The organism is Aeromonas sp. S18(2024), from assembly GCF_041402525.1.
Lineage (GTDB): Bacteria > Pseudomonadota > Gammaproteobacteria > Enterobacterales > Aeromonadaceae > Aeromonas > Aeromonas enteropelogenes.
In genome coordinates, this window is record NZ_JBGLQV010000002.1 from 159,091 (window position 1) to 181,947 (window position 22,857).

A 22,857-nucleotide genomic window follows, 5' to 3' on the forward strand; every position below is an offset into this window, starting at 1 on the left:
AAGGAGACCCCATGCATCATCATCTCAACACCCTCTATCAGGGACAGTCTCTTACTCGCGACGCCGCCCGTGACGCCTTTAGCCAGGTGGTGCGCGGCGAGGTGGACCCCATAGTGCTGGCAAGCCTGCTGACGGCGCTGAAACTCAAGGGGGAGACCCCGGAGGAGATCGCCGGCGCAGCCGAGGCGCTGCTGGCCGAAGCGCGCGACTTCCCGCATCCGGATTACGCCTTCTGCGACATCGTCGGCACCGGTGGCGATGGCCTCAACACCATCAACGTCTCCACCACCTCGGCACTGGTGGCCGCCGCCTGCGGCCTGAAAGTGGCCAAGCACGGCAACCGCTCGGTCTCGAGCAAGTCGGGCTCAAGCGATTTGCTGGACAAGATGGGGATCAAGCTCGACATGAGCCCGGAGCAGGCGCGCCGCTGCCTGGATGAGCTCGGCATCTGCTTTCTGTTCGCCCCCCAGTACCACGCCGGGGTCCGCCACGCCATGCCGGTGCGTCAGGCCCTCAAGACCCGCACCCTGTTCAATGTACTGGGGCCCCTTATCAACCCGGCCCGCCCCACCTATCAGCTGATGGGAGTCTATGCCCCCGAGCTGGTGCGCCCCATCGCCGAAACCCTGCTGGCACTGGGTCTGAAAACCGGTATGGTGGTACACGGCGCCGGGCTCGACGAGATTGCCATCCACGGCCCGACCCAGGTGGCCGAGATCCGTGACGGCGAAATTCGCGAGTACTTGCTGACCCCGGCTGATTTTGGTCTCGAGACCTACCCGGTCAGCGCCATTCAGGGGGGGGAGCCTGAAGAGAACCGCGCCATCACCGCCGCCATTCTGGAAGGACGTGGTACCCCGGCCCACAACGCCGCCATCGCCGCCAACGTAGCCCCGCTGCTGCTGATGGCAGGCAAGGCAAAAGATCTCAAGAGCGCGGCGGCCGAGGTGCTGGCTGTGCTGGCGAGCGGCAAGGCAGCGGATCTCGCCGCCCGGCTGGCCATTCTAAGCCATCAGGAAACGGGCCATCAGGAGGCATGATGTCAGCCACCATGTCGCACAGCAGTCATTCAATACGCCCAACGGGCAAGAGCCAGCTTCGCAAGGATAACGAGATGTCAGACCTTATTGCCCCCCATGCTTTTCTGAACATGGCCTCCATCAGCCAGACCATTCTCGGCAAAATCGTGGCGGCCAAGCAGGAGTGGGTTGCCGCCCGCAAGCTGGCCCAGCCGCTGGAGAGCTTCCAAAGCACGCTGACCCCAAGCGATCGGGATTTCGTCGGGGCGCTCAAGGCGGGCTCCACCCGCTTTATTCTGGAGTGCAAGAAGGCATCCCCCTCCAAGGGCTTGATCCGCAACGACTTCAGCCCGGAGGCCATCGCCGACATCTATGGCAAATACGCCACCGCCATCTCGGTGCTGACCGACGAGAAGTTCTTTCAGGGGGATTTTGCCTTCCTGCCGCGGGTGCGGGGCCGGGTCAGCCAGCCTGTGCTCTGCAAGGACTTCATGATTGACCCCTATCAGGTCTATCTGGCTCGCCACTATCAGGCGGACGCCATCCTGCTGATGCTCTCGGTGCTCACCGACGAGGGCTATCGCGCCCTGTTCGCGGTGGCCAAAGAGCTGGGCCTTGGCGTGCTCACCGAGGTGAGCAACGAGGAGGAGCTGACCCGCGCCATCGCCCTTGGTGCGCCGGTGATCGGCATCAACAACCGGGATCTGCGCGACTTGAGCGTCGATCTCGCCCGCACCAAACAGCTGGCCAAAGCTATTCCGGGCGATCGGGTGGTGATCAGCGAATCCGGCATCAACCACCGCGCCCAGGTGGCGGATCTACACCACCACGCCAAGGGCTTTCTGGTGGGCTCGTCCCTGATGGCCGAGCCGGATCTGGAGGCCGCAGTACGCAAGCTGGTACTGGGCCAGAACAAGGTGTGTGGCCTCACCCGCGCCGAGGATGCCGCCGCAGCCCATCAGGCGGGTGCGGTATTCGGTGGCCTGATCTTCGTGGCGAAAAGCCCGCGCTATGTAGACATTCCTGCCGCTCGCGCCGTGATGGCGGGCGCGCCGCTCGCCTATGTCGGGGTATTTCGCAACGCCCAGCCCGCCACCATCGTCAAGACGGTGGAGGCGCTCGGCCTCACCGCGGTGCAGCTGCACGGGGATGAAGATGCCGCCTATATCGAGGGACTGCGCGCGCTGCTGCCGGCTGGCTGCCAGATCTGGAAGGCGGTAGGAATCACAAGTGGTGAACCGCTGCCTGCCCTCGACTATCCGGCGGATCGGCTGCTGCTGGATACGAAAGTCGGCAGCCAGAGCGGCGGCACCGGTCAGGCATTCGACTGGGCCCTGCTGGCCAATCTCGATAAAGCCAAGCTGATGCTGGCGGGCGGCCTTAACCCCGACAACGCCCTGCAAGCCGCGCAAGTGGGCTGCCTCGGCCTTGATTTCAACTCCGGGGTAGAGAGTGCCCCGGGCCAGAAGGATGCGCACAAGCTGGCGGCTGCGTTTGCCGCCCTGCGCCAACTGTAAGCGCGCCCTGTGAGGCCACTACTGAATCGCTGTTTCGTAATTGATGTTCCGTTTTCGACTCAAGATACAAGGAAGAAACCATGACCCTGCTCAACCCGTTTTTTGGTGAATTTGGCGGCATGTACGTGCCCCAGATCCTCATCCCCGCCCTGCTCCAGCTGGAGAAGGCCTTTGTCGATGCCAAGGATGATCCGGCCTTTATCGCCGAGTTTCAGACCCTGCTGACCGAGTATGCCGGTCGTCCGACCCCGCTCACCCTGACCCGCAATCTGACCAAGGGCACCAAGACCCGCCTCTATCTGAAGCGTGAAGACCTGCTGCACGGCGGCGCCCACAAGACCAACCAGGTGCTGGGTCAGGCGCTGCTGGCCAAGCGGATGGGCAAGAGCGAGATCATCGCCGAGACCGGTGCCGGTCAGCATGGCGTGGCGACTGCGCTGGCTTGCGCCCTGCTCGGCCTCAAGTGCCGGGTCTACATGGGTGCCAAGGACTGCGAGCGCCAGAAGCCCAACGTCTTTCGCATGAAGCTAATGGGCGCCACCGTCATTCCGGTGCACTCAGGCTCGTCCACCCTGAAAGATGCCTGCAACGAGGCGCTGCGCGACTGGGCCGCCAACTACGAGTCGGCCCACTACCTGCTCGGCACCGCCGCCGGTCCGCACCCCTTCCCGACCATCGTGCGGGAGTTCCAGAAGATGATCGGCGAAGAGGCCAAGGCCCAGTGCTTCGAGAAGGAAGAGCGGCTGCCCGATGCGGTGATCGCCTGCGTTGGCGGCGGGTCGAACGCCATCGGCATGTTTGCCGACTTTATCGATGAGCCGTCGGTGCGCCTCATCGGCGTCGAGCCGGGCGGTCACGGCATCGAGAGTGGCGAGCACGGTGCGCCGCTCGGTCACGGCAGCAAGGGGGTCTTCTTTGGCATGCACTCCTACCTGATGCAGGACAATCAGGGCCAAATTCAGGAGTCCTACTCCGTCTCGGCAGGGCTCGATTTCCCCTCCGTCGGCCCGCAGCACGCCCACCTGGCCGCCATCGGCCGTGCCGAGTACCCCTCGGTGACCGACAAGGAGGCGCTGGACGCCTTCCAGGAGCTGGCCAAATCCGAAGGCATCATACCAGCGCTGGAGTCCTCCCACGCGCTGGCCCATGCCCTCAAGATGGCCCGCAGTGAACCGGAAAAAGAGCAGGTGCTCATCGTCAACCTCTCCGGCCGTGGCGACAAAGATATCTTCACCGTGGCTGACATCTTGGAAACAGAAAGCATCGAGAAAGAAGGAACCTTGTCATGAACCGTTACGCACAACTCTTCTCCCGTCTGGATGAAGCCAATCAGGGCGCCTTTGTGCCGTTCGTGATGCTGGGTGACCCCACCCCCGAATTGTCGCTGGCCATCGTCGATGCGCTGGTAGCAGGGGGTGCCGACGCCCTCGAGCTCGGCATTCCCTTCTCCGATCCGGTGGCGGACGGCCCCACCATTCAAGGCGCCGCCCTGCGTGCCTTTGCCAGCCACACCACTCCGGACGACTGCTTCGAGCTGCTAGGCCGTATCCGCGCCAAGTACCCGCAGCTGCCCATTGGCCTCCTGGTCTACGCCAACCTGGTCTATGTGCGCAAAATCGATGGCTTCTACGAGAAGTGCCAGCAGGCGGGCGTGGATTCGGTGCTGGTCGCCGACGTGCCGGTGCAGATGTGCGCCCCCTACAAGGCGGCCGCCGACAAGTTTGGCATCGACAGCATCTTTATCGCCCCGCCCAATGGCGACGCCGAGACCCTGAAACAGGTGGCGGAGCTCGGCAATGGTTACACCTATCTGGTGAGCCGCGCCGGTGTGACCGGTGCCGAGACCAAGGCCGGCATGCCGGTGGAAGGGCTGATCAATACCCTGCGCGAGTTCAACGCCCCCCCCGCCCTGCTCGGCTTTGGCATCAGCGAACCGGCTCAGGTGCGTGAAGCGATCGCCGCTGGCGCCGCCGGTGCCATCTCCGGCTCCGCCGTGGTAAAGATCATCGAAACCCACCACCAGAACCCGGAGCATATGCTGACCCGTCTGAAAGAGTTTGTGGAAGGGATGAAGGCAGCGACCAATCGATAAGGAGCGGCATGGGCCACATGCCATTGACCATGTCTGCAAAAAGGGAGCCTGATAGGCTCCCTTTCTATTTTTGCTTGTTGACGCCCCAGCGTCTTTGTCCCCTCTCGCCTTGGGAGAGGGCTGGGGTGAGGGGATGGTACATTTCCAGCCAAACAAGATGCTCACTCAGCCCACGCCTTAATGACTAATTTGTTGACCCAACACAGATTCCCGCCAAAACATGCTTCTCAACGCTCATCCCTTGCCCTTAAGATAGCCAAACGACAATCCCTCTATAGGGAACGCACCATGGCTGCGATTGTTGCTATCACGCAGGTTAACAGCAGCGAACTGGGGGCTGTCACTCAGGGGCGGTAGCATGGTTTTTGTAGGTTGGCGCAGAGCTTCTCGAAGCCCAACAGCCGAGCATTATTGCGCCAACCAGAGCGAGATAAACAAGGATGTGGTAGATCCGTAAAACGGAATTACCGATATATTTCGCGGTAAACGTTGGGCTTCACTTCGTTTAGCACCAACCTACTATTTTTAGTCCAACATACTAGATGTGTTCGGGCTAGTGCAATCTTCCATCTCGCGGCTGTTTATCGTTATATTATTTATACTACATGAGGTTTATTTTGGATTTTAAAAAAGAAAGGGTTCTTTGTCATAATAAATATCCTAAAACAGTTCAATTTAAAGCTGAACGTCAGTTCGAGGAAAAGCTAAATAAAGCAAGTGGAGTGATACCATTTGTACCAGTTCAGCTCGGTTATGGTGATGACGCCATATATCAAACATGTGTTGGTCATCTAATAGATGGTCTTGAGTTTCTCCCTTACAGACCAGACTATATGTTTGACCATTGCTTCAAAGCGATCGACGAAGCCGGTAGTTATTTTTTTCCTAATAAGGGCATTAAAGGGATCGTTCAGGGCCTGCCGGACATGCTTTTGAAAAAGTCAAGAGGCGATTGGGAAGCCATTATAGATATTTTGGGTGCCCAGATACCACTCATGACATGTCGATTTTTAGTGAAGCGCATTTGTGAGGCTAATTTCCTGACAGATGAAAACAGCAAAAATTTGTCTAAACGGGCCAAACATTGCTTTGGCTCTCAGTTTCACGATGAATTCATTAAACGATTTGCGCTTGATGATACTAATCAAGCAACAGGAACTATATCCACCGAGCGAATAAATAAGGGTGCGAGTTTTTTAAAGCTTTATTTATCTGGCAAAAAGGGGACGCAAAAAATAAGAGACGCCTCTTATAAATGCTTAGATCTCACTAATGAAAAAAACGTACCAACGCATAACGTCAGAATGGAGTTACTTCTTTCCTTATTGTTATTTAACATGAGAAATGAGCGCTCTCATGGGGCAGTTTTAAGCCCATTCAGAACAAGTAAATCATCTATTGAACGGTATAAAAGTTATTATTTTGCCATGCTATGCTCATATATATTTTGTTTAGGGGTATTTGAGCTGAAAGGATTCGGGAAAATATCTAGCGAAAAAATAAAAATTTGTGTAGAAGAAAACTGTCGTCTTCAGTTAGATTTTTTTATCTAGAGCACTTAATAATTAAATCAACTACATATCTATAGTGCTTTACGCAGCAAAGGTACGACGAACATTGAGGAATTAGCCCCATAGGAGGACTAGTTTGAGAGTTAATAAATATGGACTAACCGATACAATTGCTGACCCAGTTAAACGAGAAGTGCGTCAGCGTTGTGGTTTTGGGTGTGTAAACTGCGGAAATGCAGTGTATCAGTATGAACATGTAGAACCTACATTTTCTGAAGCCATAGAGCACAATCCAGAACACATAGTTTTATTATGTGGCGGTTGTCATGATAGAGTTTCAAGAAGAATTCTATCAAAAGACACCATAAAGCTTCGCTCTAAAAACCCTATATGTAAGCAAAAAGGATTTTCATTTGGCCCATTTGATTTAGGACTTGTTGAGCCAACGATCAAGATTGGTACCTTAACCTGTAAAAATGTAGAGTCACTTATCCAAATAGATGGTGATTCAATTTTTTCGATCAAAAAGCCCGAATGTAAAGGTGCTCCCTTTCGGATTAATGCATTCCTAGCAGACCGCGATGGAATTGAAATATTAAAAATTGTAGATAATGAATGGATTACATCAACATCTAATTGGGATGTTGAGGTTGTCGGCCCCAGAATAACCATTAGAAAAAACCTTGGAGATATAAGTTTAATTCTACGTTCTGAGGCTCCACATAGTTTAATTGTTGAACGATTAGAGATGGTTCATCGTGGTGTTAAAATTAACTGTCGTGAAAACAGAGACCTCGAAGTTATAACAAGGCATGGCCAAGTATTGAAGTCATCGTCAATGGAAATAACTGACTGCAAGGTTGGCTTTGACATATTGAATGGCTCATTAGCTGTTGGTGTTGGAGGTGGGAGTGTTTACATCGGTAATATGACCATCGGGCATCCCCCCTTACACTTACATACACCGTTTCCTACAAGGAATGAAACAGAATCAAGGAAAGTTGGCAGAAACGAGCCTTGCCCATGTAAAAGTGGGAAAAAGTATAAAAAGTGCTGTGGAAGTCTGTGCTAAAAAATAATTCACCCATTTTTCTGAACAATGCGTAGCATCACCAGCACTCAAAAAGATGGAAAACCCAGCGTTGCCGGTTTGGATTTGGTCCAGCCACGATATAACCGGCAATCACTACCATTCCCTTCCCCACACCCGCCACCCTAACAATCCCAGCATCAATACAACCCCCGGCAGCCAGACCCAGCAGAGTTCGGAGAGGATCACCGCTTTACCTCGGGCGGTGAGATAGGCCTCCAGCTTGAAGGGGGTTACCCGGATCACCTGCCAGGGGGCAAAGAAACGCTCATCACGCCACGGCCAGAGCCAGCCCACCCCCTTGCCACCGGTGGTGAGCGAATCGAGCAGGCTGTGGGAGAGTAGCGAGACCAGCAGAAACGACCAGACGGTGGCGGCGCTCGCCCGAAATTGGCGGTGAAACAGCATGGCCAGTGTGGGTAGAGCAAAGGCGAATAGCAGGGAGTGGGTAAAGCCGCGGTGGCCAAAGACATGGCCGTAGGCGACCCCCAGTTTAAAGGCGAGCACATCGGCATCGGGCAGCATGGCGATGGCGACACCGGCCAGCAGCAGACGCGGCGGGATGATCCGGCTGCCAAGCCCTAGCCCAAGGCAGAGAGGGACGGCGGCGTGAGTGACTATGGTGGGCATAGAATGAAGCTCCAATTGAAAACGTTAGCCTACCCCCGCTCGGTGAAGTGAAGGTGAAGTTGCGTGCCACCAGCCTTGAGCCCATGGCGGGCATTGCCTACAATGACCCACTTTTTATCAAACTCAGGTAAATAAAATGAGCGACAACAAACCGGCCCTGCCCGACCGCCTGGCGGCCAACCCGCGCAGCCCGCACCATGTGGCCGAGTGCTTCCAGCACGAGATCGGCATTCGCGTGAACGGCAAGGAGCGCACCAATGTCGAGGAGTACTGCATCAGCGAAGGCTGGGTGAAGATCCCCTCCCCCAAGGCCAAGGATCGCTACGGCAATGCCATGCTGATCACCGTCAAGGGCACCGTCGAGGCTTTCTACGCCTAAGCCGCCCTGACCGCGCGCCCCGTCGGGCCCGCCGCCATGCTGTTCAGAACACCGGCCTTGTGCCGGTGTTCTGCTTTTGGCCCTGCATCTTGACGCCTGTGGCGGGCAAGGCGTGTCGCAGCAGGCGCCGCCCCCTCTTGCATCGAGGCGGCGTCTCGGCAATCCTTGCCGCCCCTTGAACTGGCAAGATCTCATCCATGAACAAGCTGTTTGTCCTGCTGGCGCTGTTGACCCTGAGCACAGCGGTCCGCGCCGATATCCTTATCAATCCCCAGATCGTGGTGAACGGCCAGAGCCAGGGCGGCGGGCGTATCCACGTCTGTACCCTGACCCCCTTCAACAGCGTCTATGCCGATGCGGGGCGCAGCGAGTGGCTGGCGCGCCAGAAGGTGAGCCGCCGCTGCCAGCAGGGCCAAGGCAACAACAGCCTGTTTTGCGAGGCGGCCAAGGCAAGCTGCATCACCACCACACTCGATGAGAGCGACGGTGCCAGCACCCTGCTGGTGTTCGACGGTGCCCACCAGAGCGGCGACTCCCTGAGCATCGACCGAGATATTGCGGATCTCGGCCGCTACGGCTTTGCCAACCGCATCTCCTCCTTCACCGTGCCGGATGGCTGGGTGGTGCGCTTCTTCGAGGAGACCGACTTTCGCGGCGGCTACTACACCCGCAAGGGAGGCAAGCAGGAGGCGACCGACTTCAACAACCGCATCAAGTCGGTGCGGATCCTGAGCCGCTAGAGCGTTGCCCCTTCGCCATAAAAAAACCTCTGCTCGGGCAGAGGTTTTTTCTTTTCGATGCTTACTTCCAGTTGGGGTCGGCCTCAACCTGCTTCATCAGGGCGGCCCGCATTGCCTCATCCGGCTGGCCGAGCCAGGTGTAGCGGGCGAACTTCGACGGGGTTTCGCGGGCGGCATCGGTATCCGGCAGATCAATCAGCACGCCCCACACCCGCTTGGCCTTGGCATCCACCAGCAGCTGCATGTAGTGGCTGGCGCAGTCGTGGGGTTTGCAGACCGAGCCGCTCTGATAGGGGGTACCGGCCACGGCTTCGAGCGGGGAGCTGGTGCCGTTGCCGCTGCGCACCCACTTGGGCAGGTTCTTGATGCCCTGGGTCGCCTTGGCCCAGGGGGCCTTGAAGTTCGCCGACAGCAGCAGATCCGAGGTATAGGTGGCGGCGGCAAACGCTGGCACGGCGCTGGCCAGCAGCAGGGAGATCGCAAAAGCGCGAGAGAGACGGGTCATGGAGACTTCCTTCTTAGGTAATGCCTGAAGCACCGTCACGCTACTCTCTCCTCTCCCCGCTGACAATTGCCAAGTAATCCCTTCCCCCCTTAAAAACAACACCCCGCCGCGTCTGGTGGCGGGCGGGGTGTGATAGCGCACGACCCTATCAGGCCAGGGAGACGAAGATCCCCGCCAGGGTGGCGCTCATCAGGTTGGCCAGGGTGGCGGCCAGTACGGCGCGCAGGCCCATGCTGGCCACATCGTGGCGGCGCTCAGGGGCCAGGGTACCGATGGAGCCAAGCTGTACCGCAATCGATCCCAGGTTGGCAAAGCCGCACAGGGCGAAGGTGATGATGATCTGGGAGTGGGCGCTCAACTGATCCTTGATGGTGGCGAAGTCCAGATAGGCGACGAACTCGTTCATGATCACCTTCTGACCGATAAGCGATCCTGCCGCCATCATCTCGTCAGCCGGTACGCCAATCAGCCAGGCCACCGGGGCAAACAGGTAACCGAGCAGTTGCTGCAGGGTCAGCGCGCTCCAGCCGAACCACTCGCCGACCATGGTGAGGCCGGCATTGATCATGGTGATGACGCTGACAAAGGCCAGCAAGATGGTGCCGATGGCCACGGCGATCTTCATGCCGTTCATGGCACCGCCCGCCAGGGCGTCGATGGCGTTGCTGTAGTCGCTCTTGTCGAGGGTGATCTCGTCCTGCTCACGCACCCGCTCCTGCTCGGGCACCAGGAGCTTCGCCATCAAGAGGCCCCCCGGCGCCGCCATAAAGGAGGCAGCGATAAGGTATTTAAGCTCCACGCCAAGACCGGCGTAGCCGCCCAGCACGGAGCCTGCCACCGAGGCCATGCCGCAGGTCATCACCGCAAAGAGCTCGGAGCGAGTCATGCCGGCCAGGAAGGGGCGGATCAGCAGCGGAGATTCCCCTTGCGAGAGGAAGATATTGCCGGTGGCCACCAGGGATTCGGCGCGGCTGGTGCCGAGCAGGCGGTGAATGCCACCTCCCAGCACCCGGATCACCCACTGCATGATGCCGAAGTGATAGAGCACGGCAATCAGCGCACTGATGAAGATAACAAGCGGCAGCACCCGCACGGCGAAGATAAAGCCGTTGGTCGCCAGATCGCCGAACACGAAGCGGATGCCGCTGTCGGCAAAACCGAGCAGGGCGGAGACGCCATTGCTCATGGCACCGAGCATGATTTGACCGGGGGGGAAATAAAGCACCAGAGCGGCAAAGCCGGTCTGCAGGGCAAGCGCCCCCAGCACGGTTCGCCAACGGATGGCACGGCGGTTTTCACTCGCCAGCCAGGCGATAAACATCAGGGCCAGCATACCGACCAGACTCAATAACAGTGTCATCTTGCACCTATGAAGAGAGGAGTTTCATACGGCAAGTCTGCAGACGGGTGTCGCGAGACGGTCAGGCGGGAGGCGGCCGACCCACGCGACACACAGACCACAAACCTACAGGTTAGTGGCGGGTCCCATCCTGGGGTCATTCACGTTCCGGGTGACAGCATGTATCGGGTGACGCCAGCGCCGTCGCAAGGAAAAATGCGGCCGGGTGGCAGGTCGGGCGGCGATGGTACAGTGATTGGTATCACAGAAAAAGCGGTAAAACGATTGGCAGGGGCAACTTTTTCAAAAAGGGCACGGGTCCCACCCGAAACAGGGTAAAACCCGGCCCGTCGAAGGGGTTTAAGGGGTTACTTGAGGCGCTTGCCCTGCTCGTCCACCACCTGCTCGCCATCTTCCTTGGCGAAGGCCCCTTTTTGCTGATCGGGCAATATATCGAGCACCACTTCCGAGGGGCGACACAGTTTGGTGCCGAGGGGGGTGACCACGATGGGGCGGTTGATAAGGATCGGGTGGGCCAGCATGGCGTCGATCAGATCGTCATCGCTGAAGCGATCTTCCGCCAGCCCGAGCTCCTCGTAAGGGGACACGTTCTTGCGCAGCAGTTCACGCACCGGCATCCCCATGGCGGCGATCAGCGCCACCAGCTCATCACGTGAGGGGGGCGTCTCCAGATAGTGGATGACGGTCGGCTCGACGCCGCTGTTGCGAATAAGCTCGAGGGTGTTGCGGGAGGTGCCACATTCCGGATTGTGATAGATGGTGATTGCACTCATTGGCATGTCTCTCATGGCTTAAGTGAATAAAAACAGTAGATAAAAAGGGTTGGCGGCCATCTGTTAACGGCTTAGCCCCGCTTCGTACCAGGGTTTGCTGGCGTTGACGATGCGTACCACCAGCAGCATGACCGGCACCTCGATCAGCACCCCGACCACGGTGGCGAGCGCTGCGCCGGAGTGAAAGCCGAACAGGCTGATGGCGGCGGCCACCGCCAGCTCGAAGAAGTTGGAGGCGCCGATCAGGGCGGAGGGACAGGCCACCGAGTGCTTCTCCCCCACCTTGCGGTTGAGCCAGTAAGCGAGCCCCGAGTTGAACAGCACCTGGATCAGGATCGGCACCGCCAACAGGGCGATGACCAGCGGCTGCTCCATGATGGCGTTGCCCTGAAAGGCAAACAGCAGCACCAGAGTGAGCAACAGGGCTGCCACCGACCAGGGCTGGATGCGGGTCATGACGCCGTCAAAATGGGCCTGCCCCTTTTGCAGCAAGGCCTTGCGCAGCAGCTGGGCGATGATCACTGGGATAACGATATAGAGCACCACAGAGGTGAGCAGGGTATCCCAGGGCACCACTATGCTAGAGACCCCGAGCAGCAGCGCCACCAGCGGGGCGAAGGCAAACACCATGATGAGATCGTTCACCGCCACCTGCGACAGGGTAAAGTAGGGATCGCCGTTGGTGAGACGACTCCAGACAAACACCATGGCGGTGCAGGGGGCCGCCGCCAGCAGGATCAGCCCCGCCACGTAACTGTCGAGCTGATCCGCCGGCAGCCAGTCGGCAAACAGCACCCGAATGAAGAGCCAGCCGAGGAAGGCCATGGAGAAGGGTTTGACCAGCCAGTTGATGAAGAGCGTGACCCCAATCCCCTTGAGGTGCCCCTTCACCTGATGCAGGGCACCGAAGTCGATCTTGAGCAGCATAGGGATGATCATCACCCAGATAAGCAGTCCCACCGGCAGGTTGACCTTGGCCACCTCCATGGCGCCGATGGCCTTGAAGAGCTCCGGCAAGCCCTGCCCTAGCCCAATTCCCACCAGAATGCAGAGGGCCACCCAGGCGGTGAGGTAACGTTCAAAAAAGCCAATCGCCGGTTGGCTCTTGGCATCACAGGTTGCAGACATGAGGGCTCCCGATGCGGTCATCCCGCATCTCTTTCGTTAACGACAAATGTTCATCAGCCCCGGCCACGCGGCCGGGGCCCTTGTTCAGTGATGCTGACTGTTCAGTGGTGCTGGCAGAGGCGGCGCAGGGCATCCGCCCCCACCGGCTCCTCGGCCAAGAGCGGCACTACGGCAAAGCGGCTGGCGTGCTGCCGCTCGACCGCCTCGATATGGGGCTGTTGCCCCTCGGCCCGCCGCAACAACAGAGGGGATCTCACCTCGCTCTGCTGCAGGCTGTGGTTGATAAGCCAGGCCCAGGGCTCGATGCCGGCGCGGCGCAGATCGGCCTGCAGATTGGCCGCCTCCTGCACCGGGGTAGGCTCAGGCAGGGTGACGATCAGCACCTTGGTCTGTTTGGGATCCTGTAGCTGCATCATGGGGGTGGTGAAGTGCAGCCCCTTGTTTCCCATCTGACGAGCGATCTCCCTGTGGTAGGCGCCGGTGGCGTCGAGCAGCAGCAGGGTGTGGCCGGTGGGGGCGGTATCCATCACCACGAAGCGCTTGCCAGCCTCGCGGATAATGCGCGAGAAGGCCTGAAACACGGCGATCTCCTCGGTACAGGGGGAGCGCAAGTCCTCCTCCAGCAGCGCCCGCCCTTGCTCGTCCAGCGCAGCCCCCTTGGTGGCCAGCACCTGGGTGCGGTAACGCTCGGTTTCGGCGCGGGGGTCGATGCGGCTCACCTCGAGATGGGGCAGGCTGCCTGCCAGCGTCTCGCCGAGGTGCGCGGCGGGATCGGAGGTGGTGAGGTGAACCGGCAGGCCGCGGCTTGCTAGCTCCACCGCTACTGCAGCGGCCAGGGTAGTTTTGCCCACCCCGCCCTTGCCCATCAGCATGATGAGGCCGTGACCGTCGGCAGCCAGTTCGTCCACCAGCGAACTCAACTCAGGCTGGACTGGCTGATGGGCTGACGTTGCCAGTGGTGCCTGCTCACCAGCATCCTGTGGTTGCAGCAGCTGGCGCAAACTGTCGAGCCCCACCAGGTTGGTGGCCAGCAACGGCACCTGATCCCGGGCCAGCCCCTTTATCCCCTGCGGCATGTCGGCGAGGGCCTGCTGCTCGCGCTGCCAGAGCGCCATTGCTAACGAGTCACCGGCAATAGCGTCTTCGGGGAAGAGGCCGTTGATCACCAACTGCTGGTTTGCCAGGCCGATGGCCGCCAGCTCCTCATGGGTACGGGCCACTTCCCGCAGGGTGGAATGCTGGGCGCGTGCCACCAGCACCAGCCGGGTGCGAGCGTCGTCGGCCAGCGCCGCGACGGCCTCGGCATACTGGCTGCGCTGTTTCTCCAGCCCCGCCAGCGGGCCCAGGCAGGAGGCATCCCCCTTGCCCTGCGCCAGAAATTCGCTCCAGGCACCCGGCAGTTGAAGCAGGCGGATGGTATGGCCGGTGGGGGCTGTGTCGAAGACAATATGGTCGTACTCGGCCAGCAGCGCCGGGTCGGTCAGCAGGGCGGTGAACTCGTCAAAGGCGGCGATCTCGGTGGTGCAGGCGCCGGAGAGCTGCTCCTCTATGCTGCGCACCACGCGCTCGGGCAACTTGCCGCGCACCGGGCCGACGATCCGCTCCCGATAGGCTTTGGCCGCCGCCGGGGGATCTATCTCCAGCGCCGACAAACCGGGCACAGCGGCGATGGCGGTGATGCGATTGCCGATCCCGGTGGCAAACACCTGCCCCACGTTGGAGGCGGGATCCGTGCTCACCAGCAGCACCCGCTTGCCGACATCGCACAGGGCGACCGCACTGGCGCAAGCCAGCGAGGTCTTGCCCACCCCGCCCTTGCCGGTGAAAAAGAGAAACGGCGGCGGACTGCTTAGAAACTGGTACATAGACTCTCCTGTCGGCTCAAGGGCATGGTTCCGGAACTCTCCGGACTTAACAGCAACCACTGCCAGGACGGCAGCCACCTTTCACTATGCCCTTGATGGTGGCCTGCGGCGCGGGCAGCCCGGCATAGCGGGCCAGCTCGCTGCGGCTCGGATAACGGCCGGTCAGTACCACCTGACCATCCACCAGCACCAACGGCAACCCTTCCTCCCCGGCGTGGGTCAGGAAGGCGCAGACCGCCGGGGTCTCGGCGAACTGCATCGGCTGCTGGGCCAGATTGAAACGCTCGATGGCAACGCCCTGCTCCCTGGCCCAGGCCAGATCGGCGGCAAAGGTAACCAAGGCCTGATCGACCTCGCTGCCACAGACACCGCTGGCACAGCAGAGCGCTGGGTCGAAAACCTGGATGACTGACATGGCATTACTCCTTGTTGCAGCAAGGCTGCGCGGGCAGAACATGGGGGGAGCAAGTGGACTCGGCGCGCATCACGCCGCACGCCTCCGGGTGGCCGGCGCAGCACTCCTCGGTGAGATAGCCGATAAGATCCAGCATCAGGGGAATATTGGCGCGGTAGCGCAGAAAACGCCCCTCCTGCTCCACCGACAAGAGGCCAGCATTGAGCATCGCCTTGAGATGAAACGACAAGGTGTTGGGGGCGATGTCGAGCTCGCTGGCCAGTTCTCCGGCCACCTTTCCCTCCAGCCCGGCCTTGACCAGCAGGCGCCACACATCGAGCCGGATACCGGATGCGAGCGATTCGAATACCTTGGTGGCCACTTCTCTGTTCATCTTGAACCCTCGGCTGCAATCTTCATTTCAACTATACAAGAACTATTGAAATGATCAATTTGCCGACACAACCAAACAAGACTCTCATCGCGGAAACAAGGCGGCCCAGTTGCGACGAGATATGCCAGAAACAGCAACGCCCTCCAAAAGGAGGGCGTTGCCACGACCGAAAAACCGGCGTCGTTACTTGGCCGGCACGGCGTTGAAGGTCAGCAGCTCCGCCTTGTTGGCATCGCTCAGGGTCAGCTGGTTGCCGTTGATGGTGTAGCTGGCAACCTTCTCCAGAGTCTGCAGGTACTCCATCTCCTTGCCCATCTGATCCCCGATGCACATCATGCGGGTAGCCCCCATGGGGCCCAGCGCCAAGACACCGTCACCCTGCTTGGTGATGGCGCCAAAAAAGCGGTTGCAGGCGCCCTTGCCCGCCACCTTGCCGTCTGCAACATGCAAAGTGAAGGTATCGCCGGTTGCACCTTGCAACTGCCAATCGGATGCCTGCAGTTGAGCCATGTTGGAACCCGTTGCCACGGCGCAGCCTCCCAGGGCCAGAGCGGCCAGTAATATCAGCTTCTTGCTCATGAATTCACCTCTTAATGATTAGAACCATCAATTCGACCGCCTGTTTACCACGGTATGGGACTCAGGCCAACGAAATTTATTGTGATCCGAGTCCCCTTTACTAACAGCTGGCATGTGCCATGCTTGGATCCAGTTCCGGACCCATGGAGGGGAAACGAATGGTCAGATCGCTCATCATCACGCTGCTTGCATCCTGCGCCAGCATGGCCGTTCAGGCCGCCGACTGGGATCTCTTCAAGCAGGAGTCGGACCCCGCGCTTTACATGAAGAGCTACTCCGGGGTACTGCTCAATCAGCAAGCTCATCACAGCGACAGTTTTGATCTCTGGCTGGTCAACAGCGGCTATCAGTACCCGGTGATGGACGATATGACTGTTTTCATGGAGGCCGGCCCGGCAGTAGCGGATCAGAACCGCCAATCCGGCTTCAACATGAGCTCGGGGGTGCGCTACCAGATCTCCCCCTCCATCCATATTGGCAGCCAGATCACCCACTTGGCACTCGACCAAGAGAGCACCCTGCTGGAACTCAACTCCAGCCTGCTGCTGACCCCCAGACTCTCCCTCACCGCCAACTATGGCATTGGCGCCTTTACGGCCGAGCAGGCACTTACTTTGGGAGTCGGCTTTACCTTCTGATCATCAAAGCAGCGGTGTGGCACTCACTACCACGCCGTTGCGATCCGCGTAGACATAATCCCCTTCATGAATGGTCACACCGGCAAAACTGACCACGGCGCCGAGTTCCCCCTGTCCCCGCTTCTCGGTCTTGACAGGACAGGCCGCCAGCGCCTTGACCCCGAGCGCCAGGGTAGCCAGGGTGCCCACATCCCGCGCGGCACCATGGATCAAAATGCCTTCCCACCCCTGCTCCACCGCCTTGATGGCCAACTGATCCCCAAGCAGGGCGCGGCGCAGGGAGCCACCACCGTCGATCACTATCACCTGCCCCTGGCCAGGGCGCGTCACCAGCTCTCGCACCAGGCTGTTGTCTTCGTAACAGGAGAGGGTAACGGCGCGGCCGTAGAAGATATCCTTGCCGCCAAAATCCTGAAACACAGGGTCGGCCACTTGCAGCACATCACCGTGCTGATCGCAGAGGTCGGGCAGTAGATCCAGCATGATTTGATTCCTTTCAGATGCATGAAGGTGTTCATTCTTTCATCGGATTAGCGTTCTGGCAATCCAGTAGGATTCAATATTGCCCAAACAAACTGCTGTGTTTTCAATCAATACCGGTACCAGCCAAAGCTGCCCTTCCTCTACCCAGTAGAAGGCATTCTGGCCGAAACGGACCGCCAGCTCGCAGGCCCGCGCCAGCGGCAACGCCACCGCCAGCGATGACTCGCGCCACTGCTCATCAGAGGAAGAGCCCCATAAGGGGCCGGCTACGCTCTCCCCTTCCAGTTGCCGCCACAAGGCCCTTTCACGGCGCAGGTTGCGTCGTTCACTCACCGGCTGACTGGCCGGATTCCAGGCGGTGATGATGGCAAAAGCAGGCCAGGGAGGCGGCTCAAATGGCGCAATAAAGCGGATTTTCTTGTAGTTTTCCCACAAAATCATGTCAATCACATGTTACATTCCATTACATTTAATAGGGGTAAAAATCGTTATCAGGCCAAGTATCATGCTGTGAACTTGGGGTTTGACCTATATCAAAACAGAGTTAAAAAGTTGCTATCTGACAGCAAAGAGTGTTGTTATGCTCCTGTTAACTGATAAAATACCGCAACTTTCCGTCATGGATGACCTTTCCGGGCTTCTCTCTATCAGATTTGTTGGGAGCCAAAATGTGGCACAGGGATGTTTGCCAATGCTGATGCCAAATTCGCGATATTCCGACCTGACTCTCATACCCAGGATGACGTAATTAATTTTCAGGATCAGTCAGGAATTCGGCTTGATACGCCAAAGAGTGTTAAATTTAAGATAATTAACTGATAAGAATCTGGGAATTTTCATGCAAACACCACACATTCTGATCGTCGAAGACGAACTGGTCACCCGTAACACCCTGAAAAGCATCTTTGAGGCTGAAGGTTATGTCGTGCTCGAGGCCAACAATGGCGACGAGATGCACCAAGCCCTCACTTCCCACACCATCAATCTGGTGATCATGGACATCAACCTGCCGGGCAAGAATGGCCTGTTGCTGGCCCGTGAACTGCGTGAAAACGACAACATCGCCCTGATGTTCCTGACTGGCCGCGACAACGAAGTGGACAAGATCCTGGGTCTGGAGATCGGTGCCGACGACTATATCACCAAGCCGTTCAACCCGCGCGAGCTGACCATCCGTGCCCGCAACCTGCTAAGCCGCACCATGAATGTGGCCGCTGGCGGCGAAGAGAAGAAGCTGGTCGAGCGTTACCTGTTCAACGGCTGGGCGCTGGACATCAACAGCCGTGCTCTGGTCAGCCCCACCGGCGACATGTTCAAGCTGCCGCGCTCCGAGTTCCGCGCCATGCTGCACTTCTGCGAAAACCCGGGCCAGATCCAGACTCGTGCCGAGCTGCTCAAGAAGATGACCGGCCGCGAGCTCAAGCCCCACGACCGTACCGTGGACGTGACCATCCGCCGCATTCGCAAGCACTTCGAGAGCGTGGGCGACACCCCGGAGATCATCGCCACCATCCATGGCGAAGGCTACCGCTTCTGTGGCGAGCTGGAGCAGGAATAAGGCTCTTTACACCGCATCTTGAAAAGGCGCCCCGGCGCCTTTTTCATTTCTTCGCTACGGATTTCATCCCTTCGCCACCTAGCAATCAGTGGAAATAGTTCACCCTGACCAAAAGGCAGGTAGTGAAGTCTGGAAGCAATGGGAGAGAAAGCAAAAAGCCCACTCGCAGGAGTGGGCTTTTGACTGGAAGCTGGAGCGGGCAGCGGGAATCGAACCCGCATCATCAGCTTGGAAGGCTGAGGTAATAGCCATTATACGATGCCCGCTTGGCATCAAAACTCGTTCTGGTGTGAGGGAATACCCACAACAGACAGCCTGTTGGCTTGGGTGACAACAGCCTTGGCTGCCATCTGGAATTTGGAGCGGGTGATGGGAATCGAACCCACGTATGCAGCTTGGGAAGCTACCGTTCTACCATTGAACTACACCCGCGTCAGGGCTCTTACTATATGCATTTTGCCGCCGAGCGCAATGCTACCGCTGTCAATTTTTTCAATAAATCAATCTGTTCGGACAAGGATTGAACAGGCGGTTGCTTTTTCAGCCAAACATTTAGAACACAGATAATTTACAAGGTTGCCAAGGCCAAACGGCAAGGATAGTCTTGCGCCACTCGACGCGAGGATGGTGGTAATGGATAAAAAAACGCAAAAACGTCTCTATGGCTGGTTGCGCAAGCAATCGAGTCACGGTCGCCGCTGGATCGGCCTCTCCATCGCATTTGGCCTGGGCCAGGGCGTGCTGATGGTGGCGCAGGCCTGGCTGCTGGCGACCCTGCTGCATGGCTTCATCATCGAAGGGTCGACTCCGGAGCAATCCATCCCGCTCTTTATTACCCTGCTGCTGGTGACCCTCGGCAAGGCAGTGCTGGCCTATGGCCGCGAAGTGACCAGTTTTCAGGCGGGCAGCGCGGTGCGCCAGACCATCCGCGAGCTGGTGCTCACCCGCCTCGGCCGGCTCGGCCCTGCCTATATCCAGCGCCGCCCGGCCGGCAGCTGGGCCAGCTTGCTGCTGGAACAGATTGAAAACATGCAGGATTTCTTCTCCCGCTATCTGCCGCAGATGGCCATCGCCGTCTTTATACCTTTAGTGATCCTGGTGGCCGTGTTCCCGGTCAACTGGGCCGCGGGCCTTATTCTGCTGGGTACGGCGCCGCTTATTCCGGTCTTCATGATCCTGGTGGGGGTCGGCGCCGCCGATGCCAACCGCCGCAACTTCCAGGCACTGGCCCGTCTCTCCGGCCACTTCCTCGATCGCCTCAAGGGCTTGCGCACCCTGCAACTCTTCATGCGCACCCAGGCGGAAGGGGAAGCCATTCGCGATGCCTCGGAAGATTTTCGCGAGCGCACCATGGAAGTGCTGCGCCTGGCGTTTCTCAGCACCGCCGTGCTGGAGTTCTTTGCCGCCCTCTCGGTGGCTCTGGTAGCCGTCTACTTTGGCTTCTCCTATATCGATCACCTGAACTTCGGCCACTATGGCAGCAAGGTGACCCTCTTTACCGGCCTGTTCGTACTGTTCCTCGCCCCCGAGTTCTACGCGCCCCTGCGCGAGCTCGGCGCCCACTATCACGCCAAGGCGCAGGCCATCGGCGCCGCCGAACAGTTGCTGGAATTTCTCGAGGCCGAGGTGAGTGAACCGGCCTCTGGCAACGCGCCTTTTCAAGCAGACAGCCCCATCCGGGTGGAAGCACGCGCCCTCGAGGTGTTGAGCGCCGAGGGCAAGGTGCTGGTCGGCCCCCTCGACTTCACCCTGGAAGCGGGTTCACGCACCTCCCTTATCGGTGTCAGCGGCGCAGGCAAGAGCTCGCTGGTCAACGCCCTGCTCGGCTTTGCCCCCTATCGAGGCGAGCTCAAGGTCAACGGTCAGGAGCTGGCTACCCTCGACATGAGCCAGTGGCGCCTGCAGCTGGGCTGGCTCTCCCAGAACCCCCAGCTGTTCCACGCCTCCTTGCGGGACAACCTGTTGCTGGCCAAGCCATCGGCCAGCGACGCCGAGCTGGAAGATGCCCTGAAACGGGCCCAGGCGTGGGAATTTGCCATGGAGAAGGGGCTCGACTATCCGGTGGGGGATCAGGCAGGTGGCCTCTCCGTCGGTCAGGCCCAGCGCCTGGCGCTGGCCCGTACCCTGCTCAAATCCACCCAGCTGATGGTGCTGGATGAACCCACCGCCAGCCTGGATCGCCACTCCGAGCGCGCCATCATGACCACGCTGGAGCAGGCCATGGCCGATCAGACCCTGTTGATGATCACCCACCGCCTCGATCAGCTCACCAAGATGGACAAGATCCTGGTGCTGGAGCGCGGCAAGCTGGTGGAAGAAGGCAGCTTCCAGCAACTCAGTACCGCGCAGGGGCCCTTTGCCCGCCTGCTGTCCCAACGTAACGAGGGTTCTCTCGATGACTGATCTCTTGCCGTTTCTGCGCCTCTACCGCCAGCACTGGCTCAGCCTATCCATCGGTCTGCTGCTGGCACTGGTGACCCTGGCGGCCGGGATGGGGCTCTTGTCACTCTCCGGCTGGTTCCTCTCCGCCGCCGCCGTGGCGGGGATGGCGGCCGCCACCCGCGATCACTTCAACTACATGACGCCGGCAGGCGGGGTGCGCTTCTTCTCCATCATCCGCACCGCCGGACGCTGGGGTGAGCGGGTAGTCAGCCACGATGCCACCTTCCGGGTACTGACCCGGCTGCGAGTCTGGTTCTGGCAAAAGCTCTCGCCCCTTGCCACCGGCGCCCTGGCCGGGTTTCGCCAGGCAGATCTGCTCAACCGCCTGGTGGCCGACATCGATGCGATGGACCACGTCTACCTGCGCCTGCTCACCCCCATAGGGGCGGCCCTGCTCAGCAGCGCCGGCCTGGTGCTCTTCCTCTCCTTTTTTGACAGCGAGCTGGCCCTCACTCTGGGCGCTATCCTGCTGTTTGGCATGATCGCCCTGCCGCTGGTGTTCTACTTCCTCGGCCGCAAACCCGGGCAGGCGCTGATCGCCGAAAAATCGAGTCTGCGCACCCGCATGGTGGACTATCTGGACGGTCAGGCCGAGCTGCAGATGTTCGCCGCCGCCCCCAAGGCCCTTGGCGAGCTGCAACAGGCAGAACAGGCCCTGCTGCGCGCCCAGGCCCGCATGGCCAGGGTGAGCGGACTGGCCAACGCCTCGGTGCAGCTGCTCAGCGGCTGGACCCTGACCCTGATGCTGTGGCTGGCAGGCCATGGCGTGGCAGGAGCGACGCCGGATCCCATCACGGCGCTGATGGTGTTTGCCACCCTGGCGAGCTTCGAGGCCCTGATGCCGCTGGCCGGCGCCTTCCAGCACCTCTCCACCAGCCTCACCTCGGCCCGCCGCCTCAACGAGGTCCTGCAGGAGGCCAAGGCTCCCGAGTGGGGGGAGGAGGAGCGTCACGCTCCCCAGGGCGCCCTGCAGATCAACGACCTCTATTTCGGCTACCCCGGCAACCCCCATCCGGTGCTGCGTGGCTGCACCCTGCAACTGCACGCTGGCGAGAAGCTGGCGCTGCTGGGCCAGACCGGCTGCGGCAAGTCCACCCTGATGGGGCTGCTGACCCGCGAATGGAGCCCGCAGGCGGGCAAGATCCTGCTTGATGGCAAGCCGCTGACCGCTTACAGCGAAGGGGCGCTGCGCGCCTCCATCTCGGTGGTGAGCCAGCGGGTGCACCTGTTTGCCGATACCCTGCGCGGCAACCTCAAGCTCGCCGCCCCCGACGCGAGCGACGAACAGCTGGTCGAGGTACTGAACCGGGTAGGCCTTGGCAACCTGCTGGAGGATGATGAAGATCTGAGCGATACCGGCCTCAATGCCTGGCTCGGGGATGGCGGCCGACCGCTCTCCGGCGGTGAGCGGCGCCGCATCGGCATCGCCCGCGCCCTGCTGCACGACGCCCCGCTCTGGTTGCTGGACGAGCCGACCGAAGGGCTCGACAGCCAGACCGAGCGGGAGATCATGGCGCTGCTGTTCGAGCTGGGGGCGGATCGCACCCTGCTGCTCATCTCCCACCGCCTGCTGGGGCTGGAGCGGATGGACAGGATCGCCCTGATGGAAGAGGGCCAGATCCGCCTGTGTGCCCCCCATCAGGCCCTGCTGGCCGACGATTACTACCGCAGCCTGCACCAGCGGCTGGCGCCGGTCTGACCGGGGTCACACCCTGACGCCATGGCGCGAGAGGGGGCTGGTCGCCACCGACGACTGGCCC

Annotated in this window: 23 protein-coding genes and 2 tRNA genes; 12 read left to right on the plus strand and 13 right to left on the minus strand. The window is 59.6% G+C overall.

Features of this window, described 5'->3' with window-relative positions:
• The first annotated feature begins 11 nt into the window (after positions 1-11).
• The 6 genes from trpD (at position 12) to ACB034_RS03930 (ending at position 7,211) form a co-directional block, all read left to right on the plus strand.
• Positions 12-1,040, plus strand: a complete 1,029-nt coding sequence (trpD, locus tag ACB034_RS03905) for an anthranilate phosphoribosyltransferase (protein WP_371172142.1) — start codon at positions 12-14, stop codon at positions 1,038-1,040.
• Positions 1,040-2,536, plus strand: coding sequence for a bifunctional indole-3-glycerol-phosphate synthase TrpC/phosphoribosylanthranilate isomerase TrpF (gene trpCF, locus ACB034_RS03910; protein WP_371172143.1), 1,497 nt, complete (start codon positions 1,040-1,042; stop codon positions 2,534-2,536). The genes trpD and trpCF overlap by 1 nt, the downstream gene beginning before the upstream one ends.
• 80 nt (positions 2,537-2,616) lie before the next feature.
• A complete protein-coding gene (gene trpB / locus ACB034_RS03915; RefSeq protein ID WP_223378499.1) occupies positions 2,617-3,825 on the plus strand; it encodes a tryptophan synthase subunit beta in 1,209 nt (402 codons plus the stop codon).
• Positions 3,822-4,628, plus strand: a complete 807-nt coding sequence (gene trpA, locus ACB034_RS03920) for a tryptophan synthase subunit alpha (RefSeq protein ID WP_005350211.1) — start codon at positions 3,822-3,824, stop codon at positions 4,626-4,628. The genes trpB and trpA overlap by 4 nt, the downstream gene beginning before the upstream one ends.
• 617 nt (positions 4,629-5,245) lie before the next feature.
• Positions 5,246-6,181 (plus strand): hypothetical protein, encoded by a 936-nt coding sequence (locus ACB034_RS03925; protein WP_371172144.1) that lies wholly within the window; start codon positions 5,246-5,248, stop codon positions 6,179-6,181.
• Between the two features lie 94 nt (positions 6,182-6,275).
• Entirely contained in the window at positions 6,276-7,211 is a 936-nt protein-coding gene (locus tag ACB034_RS03930) for an SEC-C metal-binding domain-containing protein (protein ID WP_371172145.1), read from the plus strand.
• 114 nt (positions 7,212-7,325) lie between these two features.
• Here ACB034_RS03930 and ACB034_RS03935 read toward each other — a convergent pair whose 3' ends face one another.
• Complete coding sequence (locus ACB034_RS03935; RefSeq protein WP_371172146.1) at positions 7,326-7,859, minus strand: metal-dependent hydrolase; 534 nt, start codon at positions 7,857-7,859, stop codon at positions 7,326-7,328.
• 136 nt (positions 7,860-7,995) lie between these two features.
• Between ACB034_RS03935 and ACB034_RS03940 the strand changes: the two genes are divergently transcribed.
• Together ACB034_RS03940 and ACB034_RS03945 are read left to right on the plus strand one after the other, a co-directional pair.
• Positions 7,996-8,238 carry a DUF3297 family protein gene (locus tag ACB034_RS03940; RefSeq protein ID WP_005332143.1) on the plus strand — a complete coding sequence of 81 codons (243 nt, stop codon included), beginning with the start codon at positions 7,996-7,998 and terminating at the stop codon, positions 8,236-8,238.
• Positions 8,239-8,435: 197 nt separating this feature from the next.
• Positions 8,436-8,978: a beta/gamma crystallin-related protein gene (locus ACB034_RS03945; RefSeq protein WP_371172147.1), complete on the plus strand. Its 543-nt coding sequence runs from the start codon at positions 8,436-8,438 to the stop codon at positions 8,976-8,978.
• A 61-nt stretch (positions 8,979-9,039) separates the two neighbouring features.
• On the opposite strand, the gene ACB034_RS03950 is transcribed toward ACB034_RS03945, so the two are convergent.
• The 8 genes from ACB034_RS03950 to ACB034_RS03985 all read right to left on the minus strand — a co-directional run bounded on the left by ACB034_RS03950 (position 9,040) and on the right by ACB034_RS03985 (position 15,976).
• Positions 9,040-9,483: an inhibitor of vertebrate lysozyme family protein gene (locus tag ACB034_RS03950; protein WP_371172148.1), complete on the minus strand. Its 444-nt coding sequence runs from the start codon at positions 9,481-9,483 to the stop codon at positions 9,040-9,042.
• Between the two features lie 148 nt (positions 9,484-9,631).
• Entirely contained in the window at positions 9,632-10,843 is a 1,212-nt protein-coding gene (locus tag ACB034_RS03955; RefSeq protein ID WP_042072942.1) for a NupC/NupG family nucleoside CNT transporter, read from the minus strand.
• A gap of 347 nt (positions 10,844-11,190) precedes the next feature.
• Positions 11,191-11,616 carry a glutaredoxin-dependent arsenate reductase gene (arsC, locus tag ACB034_RS03960; RefSeq protein WP_371172149.1) on the minus strand — a complete coding sequence of 142 codons (426 nt, stop codon included), beginning with the start codon at positions 11,614-11,616 and terminating at the stop codon, positions 11,191-11,193.
• A 63-nt stretch (positions 11,617-11,679) separates the two neighbouring features.
• Positions 11,680-12,744: an ACR3 family arsenite efflux transporter gene (gene arsB, locus ACB034_RS03965; protein ID WP_371172150.1), complete on the minus strand. Its 1,065-nt coding sequence runs from the start codon at positions 12,742-12,744 to the stop codon at positions 11,680-11,682.
• A gap of 101 nt (positions 12,745-12,845) precedes the next feature.
• The gene (gene arsA, locus ACB034_RS03970) at positions 12,846-14,609 is read right to left on the minus strand and encodes an arsenical pump-driving ATPase (RefSeq protein ID WP_371172151.1); all 1,764 of its coding nucleotides are present in this window, start codon (positions 14,607-14,609) and stop codon (positions 12,846-12,848) included.
• Positions 14,610-14,655: 46 nt separating this feature from the next.
• Positions 14,656-15,024, minus strand: coding sequence for an arsenite efflux transporter metallochaperone ArsD (gene arsD, locus ACB034_RS03975; protein ID WP_371172152.1), 369 nt, complete (start codon positions 15,022-15,024; stop codon positions 14,656-14,658).
• A 4-nt stretch (positions 15,025-15,028) separates the two neighbouring features.
• A complete protein-coding gene (locus ACB034_RS03980) occupies positions 15,029-15,397 on the minus strand; it encodes a helix-turn-helix transcriptional regulator (RefSeq protein ID WP_042027661.1) in 369 nt (122 codons plus the stop codon).
• Between the two features lie 183 nt (positions 15,398-15,580).
• The gene (locus tag ACB034_RS03985) at positions 15,581-15,976 is read right to left on the minus strand and encodes an META domain-containing protein (protein WP_042027662.1); all 396 of its coding nucleotides are present in this window, start codon (positions 15,974-15,976) and stop codon (positions 15,581-15,583) included.
• Between the two features lie 158 nt (positions 15,977-16,134).
• On the opposite strand from ACB034_RS03985, the gene ACB034_RS03990 reads away from it, so the two are divergent.
• The gene (locus ACB034_RS03990) at positions 16,135-16,614 is read left to right on the plus strand and encodes a hypothetical protein (RefSeq protein WP_268856355.1); all 480 of its coding nucleotides are present in this window, start codon (positions 16,135-16,137) and stop codon (positions 16,612-16,614) included.
• A gap of 3 nt (positions 16,615-16,617) precedes the next feature.
• Here the strand turns inward: ACB034_RS03990 and ACB034_RS03995 are convergent, their stop codons facing one another.
• Both ACB034_RS03995 and ACB034_RS04000 read right to left on the minus strand, forming a co-directional pair.
• Positions 16,618-17,097 (minus strand): putative 4-hydroxy-4-methyl-2-oxoglutarate aldolase, encoded by a 480-nt coding sequence (locus ACB034_RS03995; RefSeq protein WP_371172153.1) that lies wholly within the window; start codon positions 17,095-17,097, stop codon positions 16,618-16,620.
• A 39-nt stretch (positions 17,098-17,136) separates the two neighbouring features.
• Complete coding sequence (locus ACB034_RS04000; RefSeq protein WP_371172361.1) at positions 17,137-17,538, minus strand: DUF3293 domain-containing protein; 402 nt, start codon at positions 17,536-17,538, stop codon at positions 17,137-17,139.
• A 397-nt stretch (positions 17,539-17,935) separates the two neighbouring features.
• Between ACB034_RS04000 and arcA the strand changes: the two genes are divergently transcribed.
• On the plus strand, positions 17,936-18,655 hold the full coding sequence (gene arcA / locus ACB034_RS04005; protein WP_026456262.1) for a two-component system response regulator ArcA: 720 nt from the start codon (positions 17,936-17,938) through the stop codon (positions 18,653-18,655).
• A 191-nt stretch (positions 18,656-18,846) separates the two neighbouring features.
• Here arcA and ACB034_RS04010 read toward each other — a convergent pair.
• Positions 18,847-18,921: transfer RNA gene (locus ACB034_RS04010), tRNA-Gly, on the minus strand.
• Positions 18,922-19,013: 92 nt separating this feature from the next.
• Positions 19,014-19,087, minus strand: a tRNA-Gly gene (locus ACB034_RS04015).
• 201 nt (positions 19,088-19,288) lie between these two features.
• Here ACB034_RS04015 and cydD point away from each other — a divergent pair.
• A complete protein-coding gene (cydD, locus tag ACB034_RS04020; RefSeq protein WP_371143597.1) occupies positions 19,289-21,058 on the plus strand; it encodes a cysteine/glutathione ABC transporter permease/ATP-binding protein CydD in 1,770 nt (589 codons plus the stop codon).
• A complete protein-coding gene (gene cydC, locus ACB034_RS04025) occupies positions 21,051-22,796 on the plus strand; it encodes a cysteine/glutathione ABC transporter ATP-binding protein/permease CydC (protein ID WP_042072956.1) in 1,746 nt (581 codons plus the stop codon). The genes cydD and cydC overlap by 8 nt, the downstream gene beginning before the upstream one ends.
• Positions 22,797-22,857 lie beyond the last annotated feature (61 nt).